Annotated in this window: 12 protein-coding genes and 1 tRNA gene; 6 read left to right on the forward strand and 7 right to left on the reverse strand. The window is 51.1% G+C overall.

Going from position 1 to position 18573, the window contains the following annotated elements; genetic code table 11:
* The first annotated feature begins 168 nt into the window (after positions 1–168).
* Entirely contained in the window at positions 169–1317 is a 1149-nt protein-coding gene (locus BR86_RS0100890) for a trans-sulfuration enzyme family protein (RefSeq protein ID WP_031471135.1), read from the forward strand.
* 108 nt (positions 1318–1425) lie between these two features.
* A complete protein-coding gene (locus BR86_RS0100895; protein ID WP_031471136.1) occupies positions 1426–2607 on the forward strand; it encodes a MalY/PatB family protein in 1182 nt (393 codons plus the stop codon).
* A 195-nt stretch (positions 2608–2802) separates the two neighbouring features.
* On the opposite strand, the gene BR86_RS0100900 is transcribed toward BR86_RS0100895, so the two are convergent.
* The 6 genes from BR86_RS0100900 to BR86_RS15480 all read right to left on the reverse strand — a co-directional run bounded on the left by BR86_RS0100900 (position 2803) and on the right by BR86_RS15480 (position 14341).
* A complete protein-coding gene (locus tag BR86_RS0100900) occupies positions 2803–4947 on the reverse strand; it encodes a type 2 periplasmic-binding domain-containing protein (protein ID WP_051684489.1) in 2145 nt (714 codons plus the stop codon).
* Positions 4948–5018: 71 nt separating this feature from the next.
* Positions 5019–5786, reverse strand: coding sequence for a response regulator (locus BR86_RS14425; RefSeq protein WP_038287381.1), 768 nt, complete (start codon positions 5784–5786; stop codon positions 5019–5021).
* Complete coding sequence (locus BR86_RS0100910; protein ID WP_051684490.1) at positions 5783–10096, reverse strand: response regulator; 4314 nt, start codon at positions 10094–10096, stop codon at positions 5783–5785. Before BR86_RS0100910 ends, BR86_RS14425 begins: the two co-directional genes overlap by 4 nt.
* A gap of 510 nt (positions 10097–10606) precedes the next feature.
* Positions 10607–12130, reverse strand: a complete 1524-nt coding sequence (locus BR86_RS0100915; RefSeq protein ID WP_143099281.1) for an anti-sigma-I factor RsgI family protein — start codon at positions 12128–12130, stop codon at positions 10607–10609.
* 2 nt (positions 12131–12132) lie between these two features.
* A complete protein-coding gene (locus tag BR86_RS0100920) occupies positions 12133–12696 on the reverse strand; it encodes an RNA polymerase sigma factor (RefSeq protein WP_242841538.1) in 564 nt (187 codons plus the stop codon).
* A gap of 709 nt (positions 12697–13405) precedes the next feature.
* Positions 13406–14341, reverse strand: coding sequence for a LysR family transcriptional regulator (locus tag BR86_RS15480; protein ID WP_143099282.1), 936 nt, complete (start codon positions 14339–14341; stop codon positions 13406–13408).
* 172 nt (positions 14342–14513) lie between these two features.
* On the opposite strand from BR86_RS15480, the gene BR86_RS0100935 reads away from it, so the two are divergent.
* Genes BR86_RS0100935 through BR86_RS0100950 form a run of 4 tightly spaced genes read left to right on the forward strand, consistent with a single transcriptional unit; the run spans position 14514 to position 18416 of the window.
* Positions 14514–15425, forward strand: coding sequence for an MBL fold metallo-hydrolase (locus BR86_RS0100935; RefSeq protein WP_051684491.1), 912 nt, complete (start codon positions 14514–14516; stop codon positions 15423–15425).
* An 18-nt stretch (positions 15426–15443) separates the two neighbouring features.
* Positions 15444–15944: a TRAP transporter small permease gene (locus tag BR86_RS0100940; protein ID WP_031471144.1), complete on the forward strand. Its 501-nt coding sequence runs from the start codon at positions 15444–15446 to the stop codon at positions 15942–15944.
* Positions 15941–17227 (forward strand): TRAP transporter large permease, encoded by a 1287-nt coding sequence (locus tag BR86_RS0100945; RefSeq protein ID WP_031471145.1) that lies wholly within the window; start codon positions 15941–15943, stop codon positions 17225–17227. Before BR86_RS0100940 ends, BR86_RS0100945 begins: the two co-directional genes overlap by 4 nt.
* Positions 17228–17285: 58 nt before the next feature.
* A complete protein-coding gene (locus tag BR86_RS0100950; RefSeq protein ID WP_031471146.1) occupies positions 17286–18416 on the forward strand; it encodes a TRAP transporter substrate-binding protein in 1131 nt (376 codons plus the stop codon).
* Between the two features lie 66 nt (positions 18417–18482).
* On the opposite strand, the gene BR86_RS0100955 is transcribed toward BR86_RS0100950, so the two are convergent.
* Positions 18483–18570 (reverse strand) — tRNA-Ser (locus BR86_RS0100955).
* Positions 18571–18573 lie beyond the last annotated feature (3 nt).

The following is an 18573-nucleotide window of genomic DNA, read 5'->3' on the forward strand; positions in this document are numbered from 1 at the left end:
AAATTACCTATAATTTTCATAGTTATTGTAGTAATTCCTTTTGCGAATATCCTACCGGTATTCCGGAAGGCTCCCGGCTTCCCGCAAACAGAAGCTTTGGCCTGCTGTCCGGCCGATCCGATGGATTCCGCAAATCATCTCAATGGAAGGACGTCAGGAGGAGACAGCATGGCATATCATTTTGAGACACGATGTATTTACGGCGATAAATCCAATGTAAAGGAGCACCCTTACCGGTCGATCCCGACTCCAATCTTTCTGGCATCCGCATTCGGTCATGAGAAGATCGGGGACTTCTCGAGCTACAGCTACAGCCGCGTCAGCAATCCTACCCGGAGTGATCTGGAAGAAATCATCTCTTCTCTGGAGGGCGCTGCCGATACGGTTGCCACCTCTTCCGGCATGTCTGCCGTCTCCATTGTCCTGGATCTGTTTTCCATCGGCGATCACTTTGTCTGCTCCGAGGATCTGTACGGCGGTTCCTTCCGTCTCTTCGACAACATCGGAAGACCGCACGGTCTTGATTTCTCGTTTGTCAACACCGCGGATCCTGCTGCCGTGGAAGCGGCGGTCCGTCCGGAAACCCGCGCGCTCTACATCGAAACACCCAGCAATCCGACCATGCAGGTGACCGACCTCCGCGCAATGCGTGAGATCGCCGACCGGCATCATCTTCTCCTGATCGTGGACAACACATTCATGACGCCGTATTTCCAGACACCGTTTGATTTCGGCGCCGACATTATCGTCCACAGCGGAACCAAGTACCTGAGCGGCCACAATGATGTTCTCGCCGGATTTGTTTGCTCAAAAGACCCGGAGCTGGCCGAGCGCATCCGCTTCATCTATAAGTCCACCGGTTACAACCTGTCTCCGTTCGACAGCTATCTGTGTCTTCGCGGTCTGAAGACGCTGGCCGTCCGCCTGGACCGCCAGCAGGAAAATGCCCTTGCGATTGCCCAATGGCTCCGCACACAGCCGCGTGTAAAACACGTATACTATACCGGACTGAAAGATCATCCGGGACATGACCTCCACTGCAGTCAGGCAAGAGGATTCGGCGGCATGATCTCCTTCCATGTAGATTCCGAAGAGACCGCCCGGAAGATCCTGCTGAATGTTCAGCTTCTCACCTTCGCAGAGAGTCTCGGCGGCATTGAGTCTCTCATCACTTATCCGATGTGTCAGACTCACGAAGATCTCCCGATGGAGCAGCGGGAACGGCTGGGAATCAATAACACATTCCTCCGGATCAGTACCGGAATCGAGAATTCAGAAGATCTGATCTCGGATCTTGACCGGGCGATGAATTCCTGAGAAACTGAAATCAACAGGACAGACAATCGATATATCGCGGGCACAGTGCGGACGGTATCGGCTCAGCCAATGATTTCCGAAGCGCTCTGCCCCCAAAAGAGGTGCAGCATGAAATACAACTTTGACGAAATAATCGACCGGAGAAACACGAAATCCATCAAATACGATGTTTGGAAACAGCGCGGTCATCAGGAGGATGAACTTCCGATGTGGGTTGCGGATATGGATTTCCGGACCGCGCAGCCGGTCATCGACCGCCTCGCGGAAACCGCCGCGCACGGAATCTACGGCTACAGCGAGCCGGCGGATTCCTATTATCAGGCCGTCATCGACTGGTTTACCCGGCATCACGGCTGGACGCCGGAACGGCGCTGGTTCATCAAGACGCCGGGAGTCGTTTTTGCGATCTCCGCTGCTATCCGCGCCTTCACAGACGAGGGAGATTCCGTTCTGATTCAGCAGCCGGTCTACTATCCGTTCTCCGAGGCCATCAAAAGTAACGGAAGAACCCTGATAAACAGCCCGCTAATGGAACGGAACGGTCACTATGAGATTGATTTCGATGATTTTGAGAAAAAGATCACGGAGCACAACGTAAAGCTCTTTCTTCTCTGCAATCCGCACAATCCGGGCGGCCGCGTCTGGACAGAGGAGGAACTCCGCCGGGCCGGTGAAATTCTTCTGAAACACGGCGTTAAAGTCGTATCCGATGAGATCCACTGCGATTTCACCTTTCCGGGTCACAAACACCATGTGTTTGTATCCCTCGACGAACGGTTCGCCGGGATCACCATGACCTGCACCGCTCCGTCCAAAACCTTTAATCTTGCCGGCACACAGGTATCCAACATTCTGATCTCCGATCCGGAGATGCGCCGCGCATTCCGCCGTGAGATCAATGCCGCAGGATACAGCCAGATGAACGTCTTCGGCCTGACGGCGTGTGAAGCCGCCTATTCCGAAGGCGAAGAATGGTATCAGCAGATGACCGCCTATCTTCTGGAGAACCTGACATTCATGGAGTCCTTCATCGAAGAACGGCTTCCGGAGCTCCGTATCATGAAACCGGAAGGAACCTACCTCGTATGGGTGGACTTCCGGGAGCTCGGCCTGTCAGAGGAAGCGCTCGAGACGCTGATCCGCGAGAAGGCAAAGCTCTGGCTCGACAGCGGCGCGATGTTCGGCCCGGAAGGCGAAGGCTTTGAGCGCTTCAACATTGCCTGCCCGCGCAGCTTGCTGGAGAAGGCGCTGACGCAGTTGGAAGGCGCGATCCGTACACTTCGCTCCTGACCCTGAACACTGATCCTGAACATAATCTCAGAGGGGCATCGTACTCATCCCTTGGTACGATGCCCCTCTCATTTATGTGTCTAACTCACCAAAGCCACGCGCCCCGGTGAGGCCCTATCGACTGCCGCTAAACACCCGAAAACCGCGAAGCGGGTTTCGACTCTTTTTGCGTTCGGATTCTCAGCTTCCATCCCTTCACTCCGTCTTTCCCAATGTGCCGGTCTGAAGTCTGGTCCATGTCTGCTGCTTGACCTCCAGATATTCCTGACCGCCTTCTCTCCGGATCTCGGCCGCAAGCTGATCCGCGTTTTTATCGCCGAATCCGTCAATGATCACATCGACAAACCGGTTCTCCCCGTTTTCACTCTGAGAGAATAAATCTTCCAGTTCTTTATGGATGCTGAGAAGATCCAGCTCCCTCTTCGTGGCCGGAAATACCGTCGGAACGGAGGTATACCATGGATTGCTCGTGATCTCCAGCTCCGGATGTTTGATCACACCGAGCGAGATGGCCGCCGAGATCTGGTCGGCGCCTTTTTTGCCGACACTGCTCAGACACTGATACTCAAATGCCTGGCTCTTCTCAAAACTCAGTGTGGATCCGAGGTAACGCCGGCAGTAATCCGTATAATTGCCGCCGGAACGCGTCCACAGCTCATTGTATGTCGCGTCGGAAATCTCCGGCATCATTTCCCCCCGGAAGGAAAACAGCATGGTGCTTCCGTCCTCTGCCCGCTTGATAAATTCATCCGGTCCGTAGGACATCAGAATCTTCCCTCCCGGGCTGTAAGCGTAATCAATCAGTTTTAATGCCGCACAAAGACGGTCCGGATGGTCTTTCACTCCCTCCGCGGATATCGCCCATCCAATCTGCTTCACGCTCCGCCAGGATTCCGTGAAACGCATATATTTGTTCCCGTTCACGCTATCCTGCCAGCTGGAAATCGGCAACAGCACCGCCATATACTGCTCTCCCGCATTTTTTTGAAGAACCGTCTCATTGTATACCGTCTGGGTCTGGTTATAATCATACTGCATAAAGCCCTGATCATTCCGGAGCATTTCTTCACTGGTCATGGGACGCTTGTTCGCAAATGATTCCGACAGCAGACCTTCGCTCAGCAGATCATGCATCCGTCCGAGCGCGCGATAGGAATCCGGCTCCTGACGCGCGTCGCGAAGCCGTCCATAGACATCAATATAGAGATAGTCCTGGCATGCCTCCATGCCTCTCACGCCAAAAAGCTGCCCCGCGAGCCGGTACATGTCATCCCTGCGCTGGTTATTGCCGTCATCGCGGGTGAAAATCCCCTGCACGGAGGCTGTTCCGTTCAGCGTATACGCATTGGCCTTCACACACCGGAGCAGTGCAACCAGCTCATCCGCATCCCAGGCCGCATTCTGTCCGGCAAACAGATCCGATCGTTTGCTTCCGTAATAACCGTGATATGTGCGGTCAATGTAATTGCGGAACATATTGACCGCTCTTACTCCCGACATCGATCCGACGGCGTTCATGCTCCGGATGATATTGCCGCCTGCTTCATAATCCTTGACCAGTTTTTCGACGTCTGAGCCGTCCGGCGTCACGACGTAGACCACCTTTTTCCCGGAAATGGGCATATACGGCTGATAATAACACTTCCCGGTTCTGCCGCAGATTTCCGCTTCGAACGGTCCCTCTCCGTCCAGAAGTTTCTCAATCCAGTCCGTCCGCATCAGCGGCATCCGTTCGACGTCGTCGTGACCGTCCGAATACGGTGCGACATAAAAGGATCCGATATCGGTATTTCCGGTTATGGAGAGCCGCACGATCGGATTCTTCTCCAGATAGTCTCTCAGATTCGGCATCAGTGAAAGATATTTGGACAGGTCAATCAGCCTGCCCGCCTCTCCGTATTCGGTCAGGCTGTCCGTGGAACCGCTGACCATATCGATCTCATCCATCCGGTCTTTCCAGAAAGCAAGTTCCATTCCGGAACTGTTTCCCTGATACTTATCTTCAATCCGGATCTGCAGCCGTTTCTCCAGTTCTTTCCAGGTCGGCTTCAGATCACCGGCGTGATAGGTAACGCCGTCGGCCAGCGTCACGCCGTCCCCGGCTGTCTCCTTATCAAAACTGAGTCCGGTCTGCCTCGAATTATAACCGGTCGCCATCCTGAGAACGGTGCCATTCGCATAAGTCAGTTTTTCCGGAAGCTCCTGTAAACTCTGTTTTTCCGTTTGGTCCGGTGTCACAGGCATCGTCATGTTCAAAGCCTTTGGACCCGATACGCCGAGACAACCGCCCAGTATGCCGGCTGCAAGAAGCGGTCCGGCACATTTCAGCCATTTTCTCATCGCAAGTCCTCCCTCATCTCAATATTTCCGTAATGAGCGGTATCCCTGTGAATTCATATGCAATACTCCTGTCAGCTGTGATCCCATTCTCCCTTTTCAAAGAAACGGTCAACGGAAGCGATGATATTCTCCTTGGACTGGGATTTTAAGAGATACCCGTTCGGCTTGAGACTCATCACCTTCATCACGCTCTCGCGGTCATTGCGTCCGGTGAGGAAAATCACCGGAATGGATGCGGTAGCCGACTCGCTTCGGATCATTTCCAGAACCTGCGGCCCCGATGTGACAGGCATATCATAGTCCAGGAGGATCAGATCCGGCTTGTTGGAAGCCAGATACGTGATGGCCTGCATGCCGGATTTGGTGGCGCTGACCTTATAGGAATCTCTGAGCCAGTTTTGCATGGTCTGAAGAAACATGACATCGTCGTCCACAAGCAGAATCTGTTTTTCCTCCGTCTGCGCCTCACCGTCCCGGAACAGAGCGCAGATCTCCTCCGCAACATTCCGGATATTGAACGGACGGACGAATTCTTTCAAAATGATCTCCCGTGGGATGTTTTTCTTCACTGTCGCAATCTCATCTCCGCTCCCCACAAGACACAGCTGTTTATGATCCTCCTGACAGAGGTTTCTCAGAAATATCGAAATTTCCAGAGATTCCAGGACATAGATTCCCGTAACCATAATCACCAGCTCGACGCCTTCCGCCGCCGCTTTGATCCGGTCAGTCTCCGGTGCCGCATGACGCACTTCGATACCGGCATCTTTCATCAGATTTGTCAGTGTGTTTACGATCAGCGCACCTCCCTGGTGAATCACCAGCACTTTTTTATTCATCCGTTCTCTCCTCCTCTTTTCAGCAGTTCTGTCACTTCATCCCACTCAAAACTGCCGATCGCTTCTTTGATTTTCTTCATGCGTTCACGCTCGTTCTCCGGAAGACGATATCCTGCCAGAAAATCGAATACATACTCCGCGCTCTGCACATCCATGGACGCGGCACAGCCGTTCAGTTCCTCATACGCTTCTTGCAGTTCCTCATCCGAGATCATCGGAAGCGATTCATCTTCCGTCTCCTCGTCTTCCGATTCACAGAGCGGTGAAAGTGAACGGCAGACACTGCGGATACGATCCAAAAGTCCGCCGAGCTCCGCTCCCATGGTCTCCCGGTCTCCGGCCTTCCCGGCATATTCGAGTTTCTCGGCAAGAGCACCGATCTCTGTCGCACCAATGGTTCGCGACAGACTCTTGATCGCATGAACCTTGACGGTTGTGTTCGCCAGATCACCGGAAGTCCAGAAATTCTCAATCTCTCCGGCGGAGGCTGCCGCATTGGCCGCATATATTTTCAGGGTTTCCAGATATGTCGCCTCATCTCCGCAATACTGGAGTCCGGTGTCCACGTCAATCTCACCGATGTCGCGCAGCCATTCCGGGACTCCGGCTTCCGGAGTTTCCTCCGTCTCTTCTGCCGTCTCTGTCATATAGTCATCCAGAGACCGCTCCGCTCTCTTCTGATCTTCCTCAACAGATCGCCACAGCCGGTCGTTGCCTTTCCATATATGGATATCGGCGGTGTTCTCCTTCATCACATAGTCTTTATCCTCATCGATCATGTCCAGCATGACTTTCGCGATCTCCGGATCAAACTGCGTTCCGGCGCACCGCTCAATCTCCGCGCGGACTTTTTCCTGCGGTTTCGGAGTGGAATAGGTTCTCGTCGAAGTCATGGCGTCATAACAGTCTGCAATGCAGATGATACGGGCAACCTCCGGTATCTCCTCCCCTTTCAGCCGGTCCGGATATCCCGTACCGTCATATTTTTCATGGTGCGAGCGCGCACCGTCCGCAAGCCCCGGCATCTCGGTGATCAGCCGGAGAATGTCGCTTCCGATCGCAGGATGCTGTTTGATCGTCTGGAATTCCTCGTCGGTCAGGCGGGAGTTCTTATTGATAATTCCCTCCGAAATCCCGATCTTTCCGATATCATGGAGAAGTCCCATCTCGTAGATATGTTCCTGTTCACTGGGGCTCTTTCCCATCCGGCGGGCGATCTCCGCAGAATACGCCGCCACACGTTCGGAGTGACCGTTGGTGTAATGGTCTTTCGCATCGACTGCTTTACTGAGTGCAAGCATGATCTCACGGGTCAGGCGCTCCGCCCGGTCGGTCTGATGCCGAACTTCCTGCTGCAGATTTCTCTGGAGATGATCCAGTTCAACAATTCTCCGGATTCTCTGACGAAGCACTTCCGGTATGAACGGCTTGCGCACAAAGTCCGCCGCTCCCTCCCGGAATCCCCGGATTTCAGCGTTCTCATCGCTGTCGCCGGTAAGAATGACCGTCGGAATCTCGCTGGTAACCGGATTCTTCCGAAGGATCTTCATCACGTCAAACCCGGTCACGGAACCGAGATTGATATCCAGCAGGATGAGGTCCGGCTGAAGAGCCAGCGCCCGTTCCTCGGCCTCATCGCCGCGCAGACAGGATTCCACGCGATACTCGTTGCCAAGAAGATTGGCAGCCAGTTTTCCGATCATCGGATCATCATCCACCACGAGAACCACGGTCGCCTCCGGCTTTCGGGAGAATTCCCCTTTCTTTTCCGCCTCCGCCGGATTGTCGCGGAACGGCTTTTCTGGCTCCGCCGTCTGAATCTTCTCCTCCGGCAGATACCGCATGATCATGGCTTCCAGATTCTGCGCCTTGATCGGTTTGGTCAGATAGTCGTCAAACCCGGCCGCAATGTAGTTTTCGCGCGCGCCGGAGATGGCATTTGCCGTCAGGCAGATGGTAACCGTGTGCGCGTTCGGATTCTCTTCTTCCGCCCGGAGTTCCTGGAGCGTCTCAATGCCGTCTTTATCCGGCATCATATGATCCAGGAAGATCAGATCATATGTTTTTTCCCTTGTGAGAGCCAGCGCCTCGTCTCCGCCGGTCGCCGTGTCAATGCGGATGCCGGTCCGTTTCAGAAGGTTTTTGAAAACCATCAGGTTCATCGGCGTATCATCCACAACAAGGACGAGGGCATCCGGCGCGCGGAACTGTTCTTTATATTTCTCCCGGCTTGCGATCGCTTCACGGTATGCCTTTTCATAATCACCGAGTTCATCCCACCGGACCACTTTCTGTTTCAGCCGGAAGGAGAATGTCGAGCCTTTTCCGTACTCGGTCTCGACCTGCAGGGCGCTTCCCATCATTTCCAGAAGGCTCTTGGTGATATTCATTCCAAGACCGGTACCCTCGATGTTGCGGTTTCGCTTTTCTTCAATGCGGACAAACTCGGAGAACAGTTTCTCCACGTCTTCCTTCTTGATGCCGATACCGGTGTCTGTCACGGAAACGATGAGAACAATTTCCTCCGGATCCTCAGTCTTCTCGTAACCGACTCCGAAGGTCACACTTCCCTCCTCGGTGTATTTCACCGCATTGGTCAGAAGGTTGGTGATGACCTGTTTGATCCGCACCTCATCACCGTACAGCATTTTCGGCGTCTTTTCATCAAATGCAAGGTGAAGGACCAGGCCCTTGCTGTCCGCCCTTGTCCGTATCATATTGACCAGGTCATTGAGCACGGAAGAAAGATCATAATCCGCCGGCGTGATGACCATCTTCCCGGCCTCGATCTTGGAGAAATCCAGAATATCATTGATAATGCTGAGAAGCGTATTGCTCGCCATTTTCACATTTTCCGCATACTCCAGAACGGCATCATCCTCGCTTTCGCGCAGGATCATCTCATTCATGCCGAGAACGGCGTTAATCGGTGTGCGGATCTCATGAGACATATTCGCAAGGAAATGTGACTTCGCCGTGTTTGCGTAATCCGCTTCCTCTTTGGCCTCTTTGATCTGTTCGTACTGCCGGCGGATGACCCGCTGATAGCTGTCGGACGTGCGAATTCCGATCACAAGAGAAAAAATCAGGAACCCGGATGCGATCAGTACCACACGGAGCAGGAAATCCCGGACGTAGTCTCGAAGATTCTGCATGGAGACGTCAACCCCCGCGTAAGCGACGCAGTTGCCGTCGGAATCCCAAATCGGCTGATAGACCGTAAGCAGCCATCCGTAAGAGTCATTGCTCTCGATCGGCTCAACGTGACCGCCGGCAAGGAGAGTCGAGACATGCGGCAAAAACGACGGATCAAACGGAATCACATCGCCCGGCTGATTCGTATCGTCTCCCGGCTCCGAGGTATCAAACACGACGTGACAGCCGTCCTCCTCGATCCGGTATACATAGACGTATTGCAGGTCAGGAGTATTATCCCGAATCCCCTGCAGAATGTTTCGAACTTCCTCATAACTCTGCGCTGACGTCCCCCGTTCGAGGTAGACGTCGACCAGTCTCGGATCAACCGAATTGACTACCTGCTGCGCGGCGCCCCTCGCCACCATAATGCGTTCTCTTCGCGCATTCTGGGTATAGAGTGACACGCTGATCCAGGCGCAGGCCGCAACAAGACCGATCGCCTCCACGGCAACAGAGATCAAAACCCGGCGGTACTGCCGGTTCATATCAAAATTTTCAGACTGGTCGCTTCGTCCCCGAACCATGGAAAAATGATAGAACCGGATCGGATGTTTCCGGACCGTCGCCCAGACCGCCACTGTCGCGATCAGCTTATCTGCAATATTGATCAGAATATTGACCAGAAAGAATCCGATTATCTTATTACTATGTATTCCTGACAGGACCGAATCCACCATCGGGACCGACTGAAACGCAATCGCAATCTCCTTGTTCAGTATCCATCCGACACAACCGCCGGCCACGCTGCCGATGAGAGTGATCGTTCCCCAGAAAATCAAAAACCAGTTTTTCCGTCTTACCACGCCTTTGTCAAACATTCTCGATGCACTGATGGCAATCAGCATGTTGACGATCATGAAGTAGATGGACATGCTGCTGAACGGTATGCTGATCATGCTGGAAATCAGCGCAGTCGCAATCGCAGCCAGCATTCCGCACTCCCAGGCAGTCAGAATCGTGCCGATCGAATCGAGGTACAGCGGAAGTCCCATCTTCTGCGCGGCAAAGGAAAGAACAATATTCAGCGTGACGCCGCAGAGCACAATGAACTCGCGTGCCAGCATATCCCGATCAAAATGGATCTTTCCCGTTATCCCATGTCTGTACAGCATGTATCCTTCTCCTTTCCATATATCCGTATCATCGTCCGAATTATCGTAAAACGTTAGTATTTTTTAATGAAAAATGATAACTTATGCCGGCAATCATTCTGCCGGATGGTTCTGAAGTCGGTTCATAACATGTATTTTTTCTGATACATTAAAGATACTCGTATTTTCAGCCGAAATCAACGATGCGAAACATACTGCGCGGATTCCGCCCTTTATCGCGGCAGCCGCCATGGCCTCGTGCCGGCAACAGCCTTTGGCGAGGCAGGCGTGCGCAACAGAAAAGGCCGTGTACAACAGACGCTGACGTACGCAGCAGAATCGGCCGTGTACAACAAACGCTGACGTGCGCAACAGAATCGGCCGTGCATAACATGGGCAGCCCCGGAAAGCCTGTGCTCTCCGGGGCTGCCCATGTATTCTTCGATATGATATTATCCATGCCAATGCGAAAACCCGCTCTGGCTCTCCGCACTCCTGCACCGGAAGGAAAAACTCCCCTCCGGAACCTTCTTACTCAGACTCCGCCGAGGAATCCTTCGCCTCCTCTGACGAATGGTTTTCCGTCTCCGGATCCGTGTCCGCCTCGGTCCGCTCCGCGGCTGACGTCTTCTTTTCCGCCCGGGTCGTCTCTTCGCTGTCGTCCTCGGAATCGCGCTCCTGTTTCTCCGATTCCTTCCAGGTATCCGGCATCGCGCCGTCCGCGATATCCGGCGTCTCAAACCGTCCGCTCACGCTCGTGTAGCTGTGCTTTCCGCGAAGGCTGACGCCCGCCAGCGTAAAGCTGCATTTCTTTCCTCCCGGCAGTCCGCTGACATCGATCTCGCAGTCATTTGCACTGGTATCGATCACGCGGGCAGAGTAGCTGTCCCCGTCACAGAGAACAGATACCGATGCGTTCTTCCACTCGACCTTATCGGCAAAGGTGACGGTGATCACGCCGGATTCATAATCCACATAGTTCACATGAATCGTTCCGGTGTTGACCGGTTCTTCCTCGGTCGGAACCGTCTCCGCGGCGGTCGTTTCCTCCGCGGTGGTCTGCACCGAAGTGCTGCCGGTTGTCGACGCGGCCTCCTGCGTCGTCTCCTCTGCGCTCTCCGAAGTCTCTTCCGCACTTCCGGACTCTTCCGCGGATTCCTCCGTCACGGCTGCGGCTGTCACTTTCACAACGTCGGTTTTTTCTCCGCCGTCACCCGCTCCGCGGATGATTAGAGACTGGTCGTTGATCTCTCCGGCGATTTTACCCATCGACATTCCCGCAAATTTCTCGATATCACTCTCTTCGAGACCATTTTCCCGGATAAGTTCCTGAAGGAAATATGCCTTGCCGTAGGAAATGCCGTAGCGGTCGGCAATCTCCCGCACCGCAGCATCCTCTTTTTCACCGGACTGCTGATCGTAGACCACAGCGGAAACATTATGTTCCTGAAGGGAATCCGCAATCTCGTCCACAACATTCTTCCGGACTTCGGTTGCCTTGTCTTTATCGCTGTTGGTTACCGTAACCAGAATTGCATTCTCGTCCATCTCATCCGGAATCAGATATCCGTGCCGCACCATGGAACCGATCACCGCATTGACCGCGATATTCATGTCCACACGGCTGAGGTCCATATCGTCCAGAATCTCCTCACCGTCCCGGTTAAGCGGCCTCGCCTCCAGAATCTTGTCATTCCGGTTGACCGAGAGCTGAATACTCGGATTGACATCCAGCCCGATGACGGAATCAACCCTGCTGTTCTGATACAGATTATAACCGGCACCGCCGCCGATCAGAGCAAGGCATGCGGCAGCGGCCACGGCAAACGCCCTCATCCGGCGGTACATTTTCAGAATCTTTCCATTCTCATCTTCCCGTCTGTCCCGTCCGTACGCGTTGTGTGCCGTTTCCGGCGTATCCATGTCGATCGGTCCCGGGTCCTGCGGTGTGCTGAGATCCAGTTTATCGAAAATATCCGGAGTCAGGCTGTCCATTGCCGACTTCAGATGTGCTTCTATCTCTTCATCGTCCCATTTGATATTCCTTGCTGGCAATGTCATCCCTCCTCTCTCAGATATTTCTGCAGTTTCTTCATCGCCCGGTTGTACTTGGAAAGGACTGTGGAAAGCGGCAGTTCCATCGCATCGGCGATCTCCCGGTGCTTCATGCCGGACGCGGCGTGAAGCAGCACAATCTTCCTCTCATCTTCACCGAGAATATTCAGTGCGGCGTTCAGCGCATCCCTGTCCGCGGCGTCTTCCAGCTGCGAGCAGTGATCCACCAGTTCACCCTCACTCAGTTCCTCCAGGTTCAGATCCGACTCCCGCTTTTTGGCCCGAAATGCCATATAGCAGAAATTGCGGGCGATGGTAAACATCCATGCCAGCGGCTTCCCCTGCGGCTGATAACTCTTCGCGGAAGTCCAGATCTTCATATAGGTCTCCTGAAGGATCTCGTCCGCCTCGGTCGGATTTTTCATCAGTGAGAGGATATAGCTGTATACTTTCCGGTATGTATTCCTGTAAAGTTTTTCAAAGGCAGTCCGGTCGCCCTCCGCTGTCTGAAGAAGGAGTTTCTCATCGCCCATCTCCTCCAGCGGATCCGTTTCCGGAACTGCCATCAGCAATCCCATAAAAAACATGAAGGAAGTTCCTTTCTATATTGGTAATGCGCAGGCGCGCGTGATTATTGCATTTTTTTCAAAAATATATTCAAGTCCCGCCGCGCCGGCCCCTCAATTCCCATCATATTATACACGAAAAGCACGAGCCGGGCGAGCACTTGTGCTCATCCGGCGACGCTACGTGATCACAGGATCGAAGATTCTGTGATACACGAAAAGCAGGAACCAGGCGAGTGCTTGCGCTCATCCAAAAATTTCAGTTTTCATGCGGGAAGGTCCGTGCTACAATAAGAAACCGTCAAAACTATTTCACTTATCTTCAGGAGGACTCATCATGGGTAAGCTCGGAAAAAAGAATAAGGCCAGCAAAGAGGCAGAAGCAAAGAAAATGGCGCAGCAGCTGGCGGCATTAAACAGAAAAAACGCCAAAAAGAAGAAATGATCCGTGCAGGAAGCCGCTTGCCAGAAAAAAGAGCTGCTTTTTAGAATCTTGTTTTCTAAAAAGCAACTCTCGTTTCTTAGCGTTTTCTGAATGTAAGATCAGTTTTTTGTGTGGTCAATCACCGGACAACAGTTAATAATCAAAATCATCTGTGGTCATCATCCGTTTAGAATAATGTCCATCTCCTGCCATTTTCGCCGCTCCTCTTCCACTTTGGATTGATGAAAATCAGGCGTTAGCTCATCAATCGCTTCTTTTTGAAGTTTAATCTCTGGTATCCGGAGGAAGATTATAATAATCGAGTACATAATCCCAAAAGTCGGCCGCCGCCTCTGAGAGGAGTACTCTCTTTTTCCTCAAGAGTGCAACATTTCGTTTCGCATGGTATCCCTGAATCTTCATCGCTTTTAGCCCCGGACACAATGCACGTGCATTGTCCAGACAGCATTGAGGAAGAAATGCAATCGCATTTCCGGAATTAATCATCTGCATTTTCATCACAAAATCATCTGTTTGAAAATATGTGTGTGGCCAAAAACCGGCATTCTTACATATCTGATACGTTATATCATGAAAAAACGGCGAGTCTGTTTTCATTGTGATAAACGGTGCATCTTTCAGTCTGGTCAGATCCACCGTATCCGTGTGGTCAGTAAGCTCATGAAATTGCGGAAACATCGGTCCGATCACCAGAAGGTTCTCTTCTGAAAACAGCTTTTGCCGAACCCAAAACTGATCCGCTACATGCTCCTCCGAAAAATCTGCATATCCCCGCAGGATAAAATCAATCGTCTGATCACTTTCCGGCATTTTCTGATCGTACAAACTCTGGAAAACCATAAAATCTGTTTTTGGATTCAACCGCGAATACCCATCGATGCATCTCCATAAAATAGGTGCAAAACACCAACAGGAGATAGAAATCGTTCCCGTAACATCATATTCCGTTTGCTTCGCGCTTAAAATGCCGGAGTCCAGGTAATTCATTGATAATCGTACGTTCTCGTAAAACCTTCGTCCATTCTGATTCAACCGAATGCGGTTTCCTACCCGGTCAAAAAGAGAAACGCCCAGCTCCCTTTCAAGGGAACCAATCGCTTTACTAAGTGTCGGCTGTGTGATATTCAAAAAATCTGCTGTTTTGGAAATATGTTCATTTCGAACAACCTCAATAAAATAACGAATCTGTCTTAAATCCATCCACTTATCTTCCTTATATTGCACAACTATACGTCTGTTTCTTTATTCCTTTTTGGCTATATTAGCATAACATCTGCAAAATTGTAAGTATATGTAATTTGTCTTACTCTATATATGTAACAAAAAACAAGGCAAGCGCGCACAGCCGGCATTATAGCAAAGAAGGAATAAAATGACCCAAATCAATCGTTTTGGAAATATGATGCCTCCGCCGGAAGCGGTAGCTCACCCCTATCTTCTTGACAGAACACCCTTTCAGATTGCCGGAAACCTCTATTTTGTCGGAAATGAATGGTGCAGTTCCCATCTTATCGACACCGGTGCAGGGTTAATTCTCTTAGATGTTCCGACCGCCTCGGGTCTCCCCGGGCTCCTCTACAATATTGATTACCTCGGATTCCATATCCGGGATGTGAAGTACATCGTCATTTCTCACGCACACAGTGATCATTTCGGATGCGTAAACGCTCTGATCCACCGCACGCATGCAAAAACATTTCTTAGTGCTATAGACTCTGAGGATATGCGAAGAAACTTCGATCGGATCGAAATGATGAACCGTGATCTTGGCCCATACAACGAATCCTTCATACCGGACGTTGAGTTACAGGACGGAGACCGGATTGAGCTCGGAAACACATCCATACGCTGTGTTCTCACCCCCGGCCACACGGTTGGTGTTATGTCACACTTTTGGGATATGGATTACCACGGTGAGACAGTCCATGTGGGAATATACGGCGGAGCAGGTTTTATCTCGCTCTCAAAGGAGGCACTCCATCGAAATCATCTTCCGCTCTCACTTCAGCAGGCTTTTCTGGATTCGATCGACAAAGTTTGGGATGAGCCGGTTGATCTGATGTTGGGAAACCATCCTTTTCATAATGATGTCTACCAGAAATACATGCGCCGATGCCGTGGTGAGGACGATCCATTTCTGGATCCAACAGAATGGCACCGTTTTCTACAGGAACTGAAAGATCGGTTTCACGATTTCCTGAAAATGACGCCGGCAGAAATACAGGAAATGTATCGGCAAAGCCAGCTAACCGAATACTATCGAAGCTGTTTTGAACGTCCATAAAGAGGAGGATCTGAAAATATGAAAGTGCTGAAGTGGCTCAATCGTTATATCGAAGAATTCCTGCTGATCGCAATTCTTTGTTCTATTGTCATTGTCATGCTTTACCAGATTATTCGGCGGTATATCTTTAACTCTTCTTTAAGCTGGTCTGAAGAATTTTGCCGATATGCATTTATCTGGTTTATTTTCATTGCACTTCCATACAGCATTCGATTAGGAACTGAATTACGCATGGATGCCGTTATCTCCGCTCTACCGGAGAAAGTAAACCATTCGCTGAAACTGACTTTGTCAGTAGCAAGTCTGATCTTTACGCTATTTCTTTTTTCCCAGTCAGTTGATACCGTTTACGAAGCAGTTATCGCCAAAGAAGTCAGCACCGGCCTTCATCTGCCAAAGCAGTATATCTATATGTCCATGCCAACGGGCTTTGGTCTATCGATCGTTCGATATACCCAGATGATCCTGAAACAGGTTCAGCATCAGAAACATAAACATGAAAAGGAGGCGTATTCATGACACTCGCTCTGTTTTCTTGCTTTTCAATCACTCTATTGATTGGTCTTCCGCTCGCATGGGTCCTGATTTTTTCCGCAATGGTACCCGGAATCATGGATCCTTCTTTCATCGGCAACGTACAGTTTGTGATGCGCAGCATCATCGGTGGTGCGGACTCAAGCAGCCTTTTGGCAGCGCCCCTGTTTATTCTTTCCGGAGTTATTATGGCGAAAGGCGGTATTTCCAGAAAAATATTCAATGTCTTTGCCTATTTTCTCTGCAGAGTCCCCGGCGGAATGCCCTGCGCAGTAATTGTTACCTGCCTGTTCTACGGAGCGATTTCCGGATCCGGGACTGCAACTTGTGCTGCAGTCGGAGCAATGACCATTCCCATTCTTCTTGAGCTTGGATATGACACCAAATTCTCCGGTGCACTCGTTGCAACAGCGGCCGGTCTTGGTGTCATTATCCCACCGTCGGTACCTTTCATCATGTACGGAACAGCAACCGGTGTTTCCATCGGAAAACTGTTTATCGCCGGTGTAATCCCCGGTATTGTTATCGCGCTCTGCCTAATGATATATTCTATTGTTTTCTGTGTCCGGAAAGGTGAAAACCGCGAACAGATTTTGAAATCGACTGCGGATATCCGCAAAAATGGCTTTTGGCCTTTATTCAAGGACGGAATCTGGGCACTTCTTACACCGGTTATTCTTCTTGGCGGAATCTATTCCGGCATCGTGACCACAACAGAAGTAGCATGCATCTCTGTCGTTTACGCTCTTCTCGTTTCCATCTTCGTTTATAAAACGGTAAAGCTGTCTGAAGTACGGAATCTTTTGACCGAAGCATGTAAGACACTTGCGCCGCTTGGTCTTATTCTGGCCGTGGCAACTGCATTTGGTCGAATTCTTACACTTCTTCAGATTCCTATGCTGCTGTCCGGTTTTATTACAACGCACTTCACTTCGAAGATCGCGGTCCTGCTGATAATGAATATCCTGCTTCTTCTCATCGGTATGGTAATGGATACCGGACCTGCCCTGATGATCCTTGGTCCCATGCTCTTACCAATGACATCCGCCCTTGGAGTGGATCCGGTACACCTTGGCATTATCATGACGGTGAACATGGCAATTGGATTCGTGACCCCGCCGTTTGGCGTTACTTTGTTTGTTGCCGCTCCGATCGTCGAAGAATCCCCTATGGCATTGGGGAAAAGAGCAATGCCGTTTATCGCAACGTTTCTTGCTGCATTGCTTTTAATTACCTTTATCCCTCAGATTTCCATGTTCCTTTTGTAAGATAGAAAGTCACTTTTCGGAATTTAGCCATCAAATTACATCGTAAAGGAGAATTGCCATGAAATTAAGAACAATCCGCACACTCATCGCAACTGGAATTCTGGTATCCGGCCTCTCAGCCTGTGGCGCCTCTCAGCCCACAGCCCCATCAACTCAACAGACAGCATCCGCAAACAAAGAAGCGGTCACATCGGATACCGGACTCAATTACAAAGATTATCTTTCCGCACAGTATCCATCCATTCCTGCAAACGGACCGGAAATTGCCCTGACGATTGCCCACGCCGGCGCAGAAAATTCAGGCCAGCAGGTTCTTATGAACGCCCTGAAAAATACGCTCGAAGAAAAAAGTAACGGTAAACTGAAAGTGACAGTTTATCCAAATGGCCAGCTTGGGAGTGATGCAGAGATCATCACATCATGTCTGAAAGGAGATATTGACATTGCCTATCAGTCTGGATCAACGCATTCCAGTCAGGTCCCGGAAACACAGATTTTCGACACTCCTTTTCTCTTTTCCGGACTCAGCAAAGATAAAGTGATGAAAATCATTACGGACAGCGAATTCCGAACTATGTACAACGAGGCAAATGAGAAGGCCGGATTAAAATGCCTGATGCTCCGCGTTTGGGGATCCATGAATCTGACATCGAACCGCCCGGTTAACAGTCTTTCGGATCTCCAGGGTCTTAAGATCCGCACCGCTCAGGCGGAGTCCCGAATGGCAGTCTGGAGCGCTCTGGGTGCAAATCCAACTCCACTCGCATTCAGTGAGCTTTACATGGCACTTCAGAATGGCACCGTGGATGCACAGGATAATAACCTGGAAAATGCTGTGGTATCCGGCGCCGCCGAAGTCCAGAAATATCTCATTCCAACCCAGTCCATGATGCCCAGCTTAGATGTGTGCATGAATAAGTCGAAATTTGATTCCATGCCGGCAGAATATCAGCAGTTACTGTTACAGGCTTGTAAAGATCTGGAAAAATACGATTATGATGTGACAGAAATGGCAGAACAGCATTTCCACGATCAGCTGATCAACGACTATCATCTGAAAGAATGCACGCTCTCTGATGATACACGCGCCCAAATGCGTGAAGCCGCCAAACCTGCGATTGATACGGTTAAGCGAGCGGTAAAAAATGACGCCATGTATGCTGTAATTGAAAAACTGATTAAAGACTAACAAGAAAAAGAGCTCATCGGAATACACCGGTGGGCTCTTTTTCTTGCAATCAGGATTGATGTAACGCGGAGGACAAGGGATTTGAACCCTCGCGCCGGTTACCCGACCTAGCGCATTTCGAGTGCGCCCCCTTCGACCTCTTGGGTAATCCTCCGAG

Origin of the sequence: [Clostridium] aminophilum DSM 10710, from assembly GCF_000711825.1 — a bacterium.
Taxonomy (GTDB): domain Bacteria; phylum Bacillota; class Clostridia; order Lachnospirales; family Lachnospiraceae; genus Clostridium_R; species Clostridium_R aminophilum.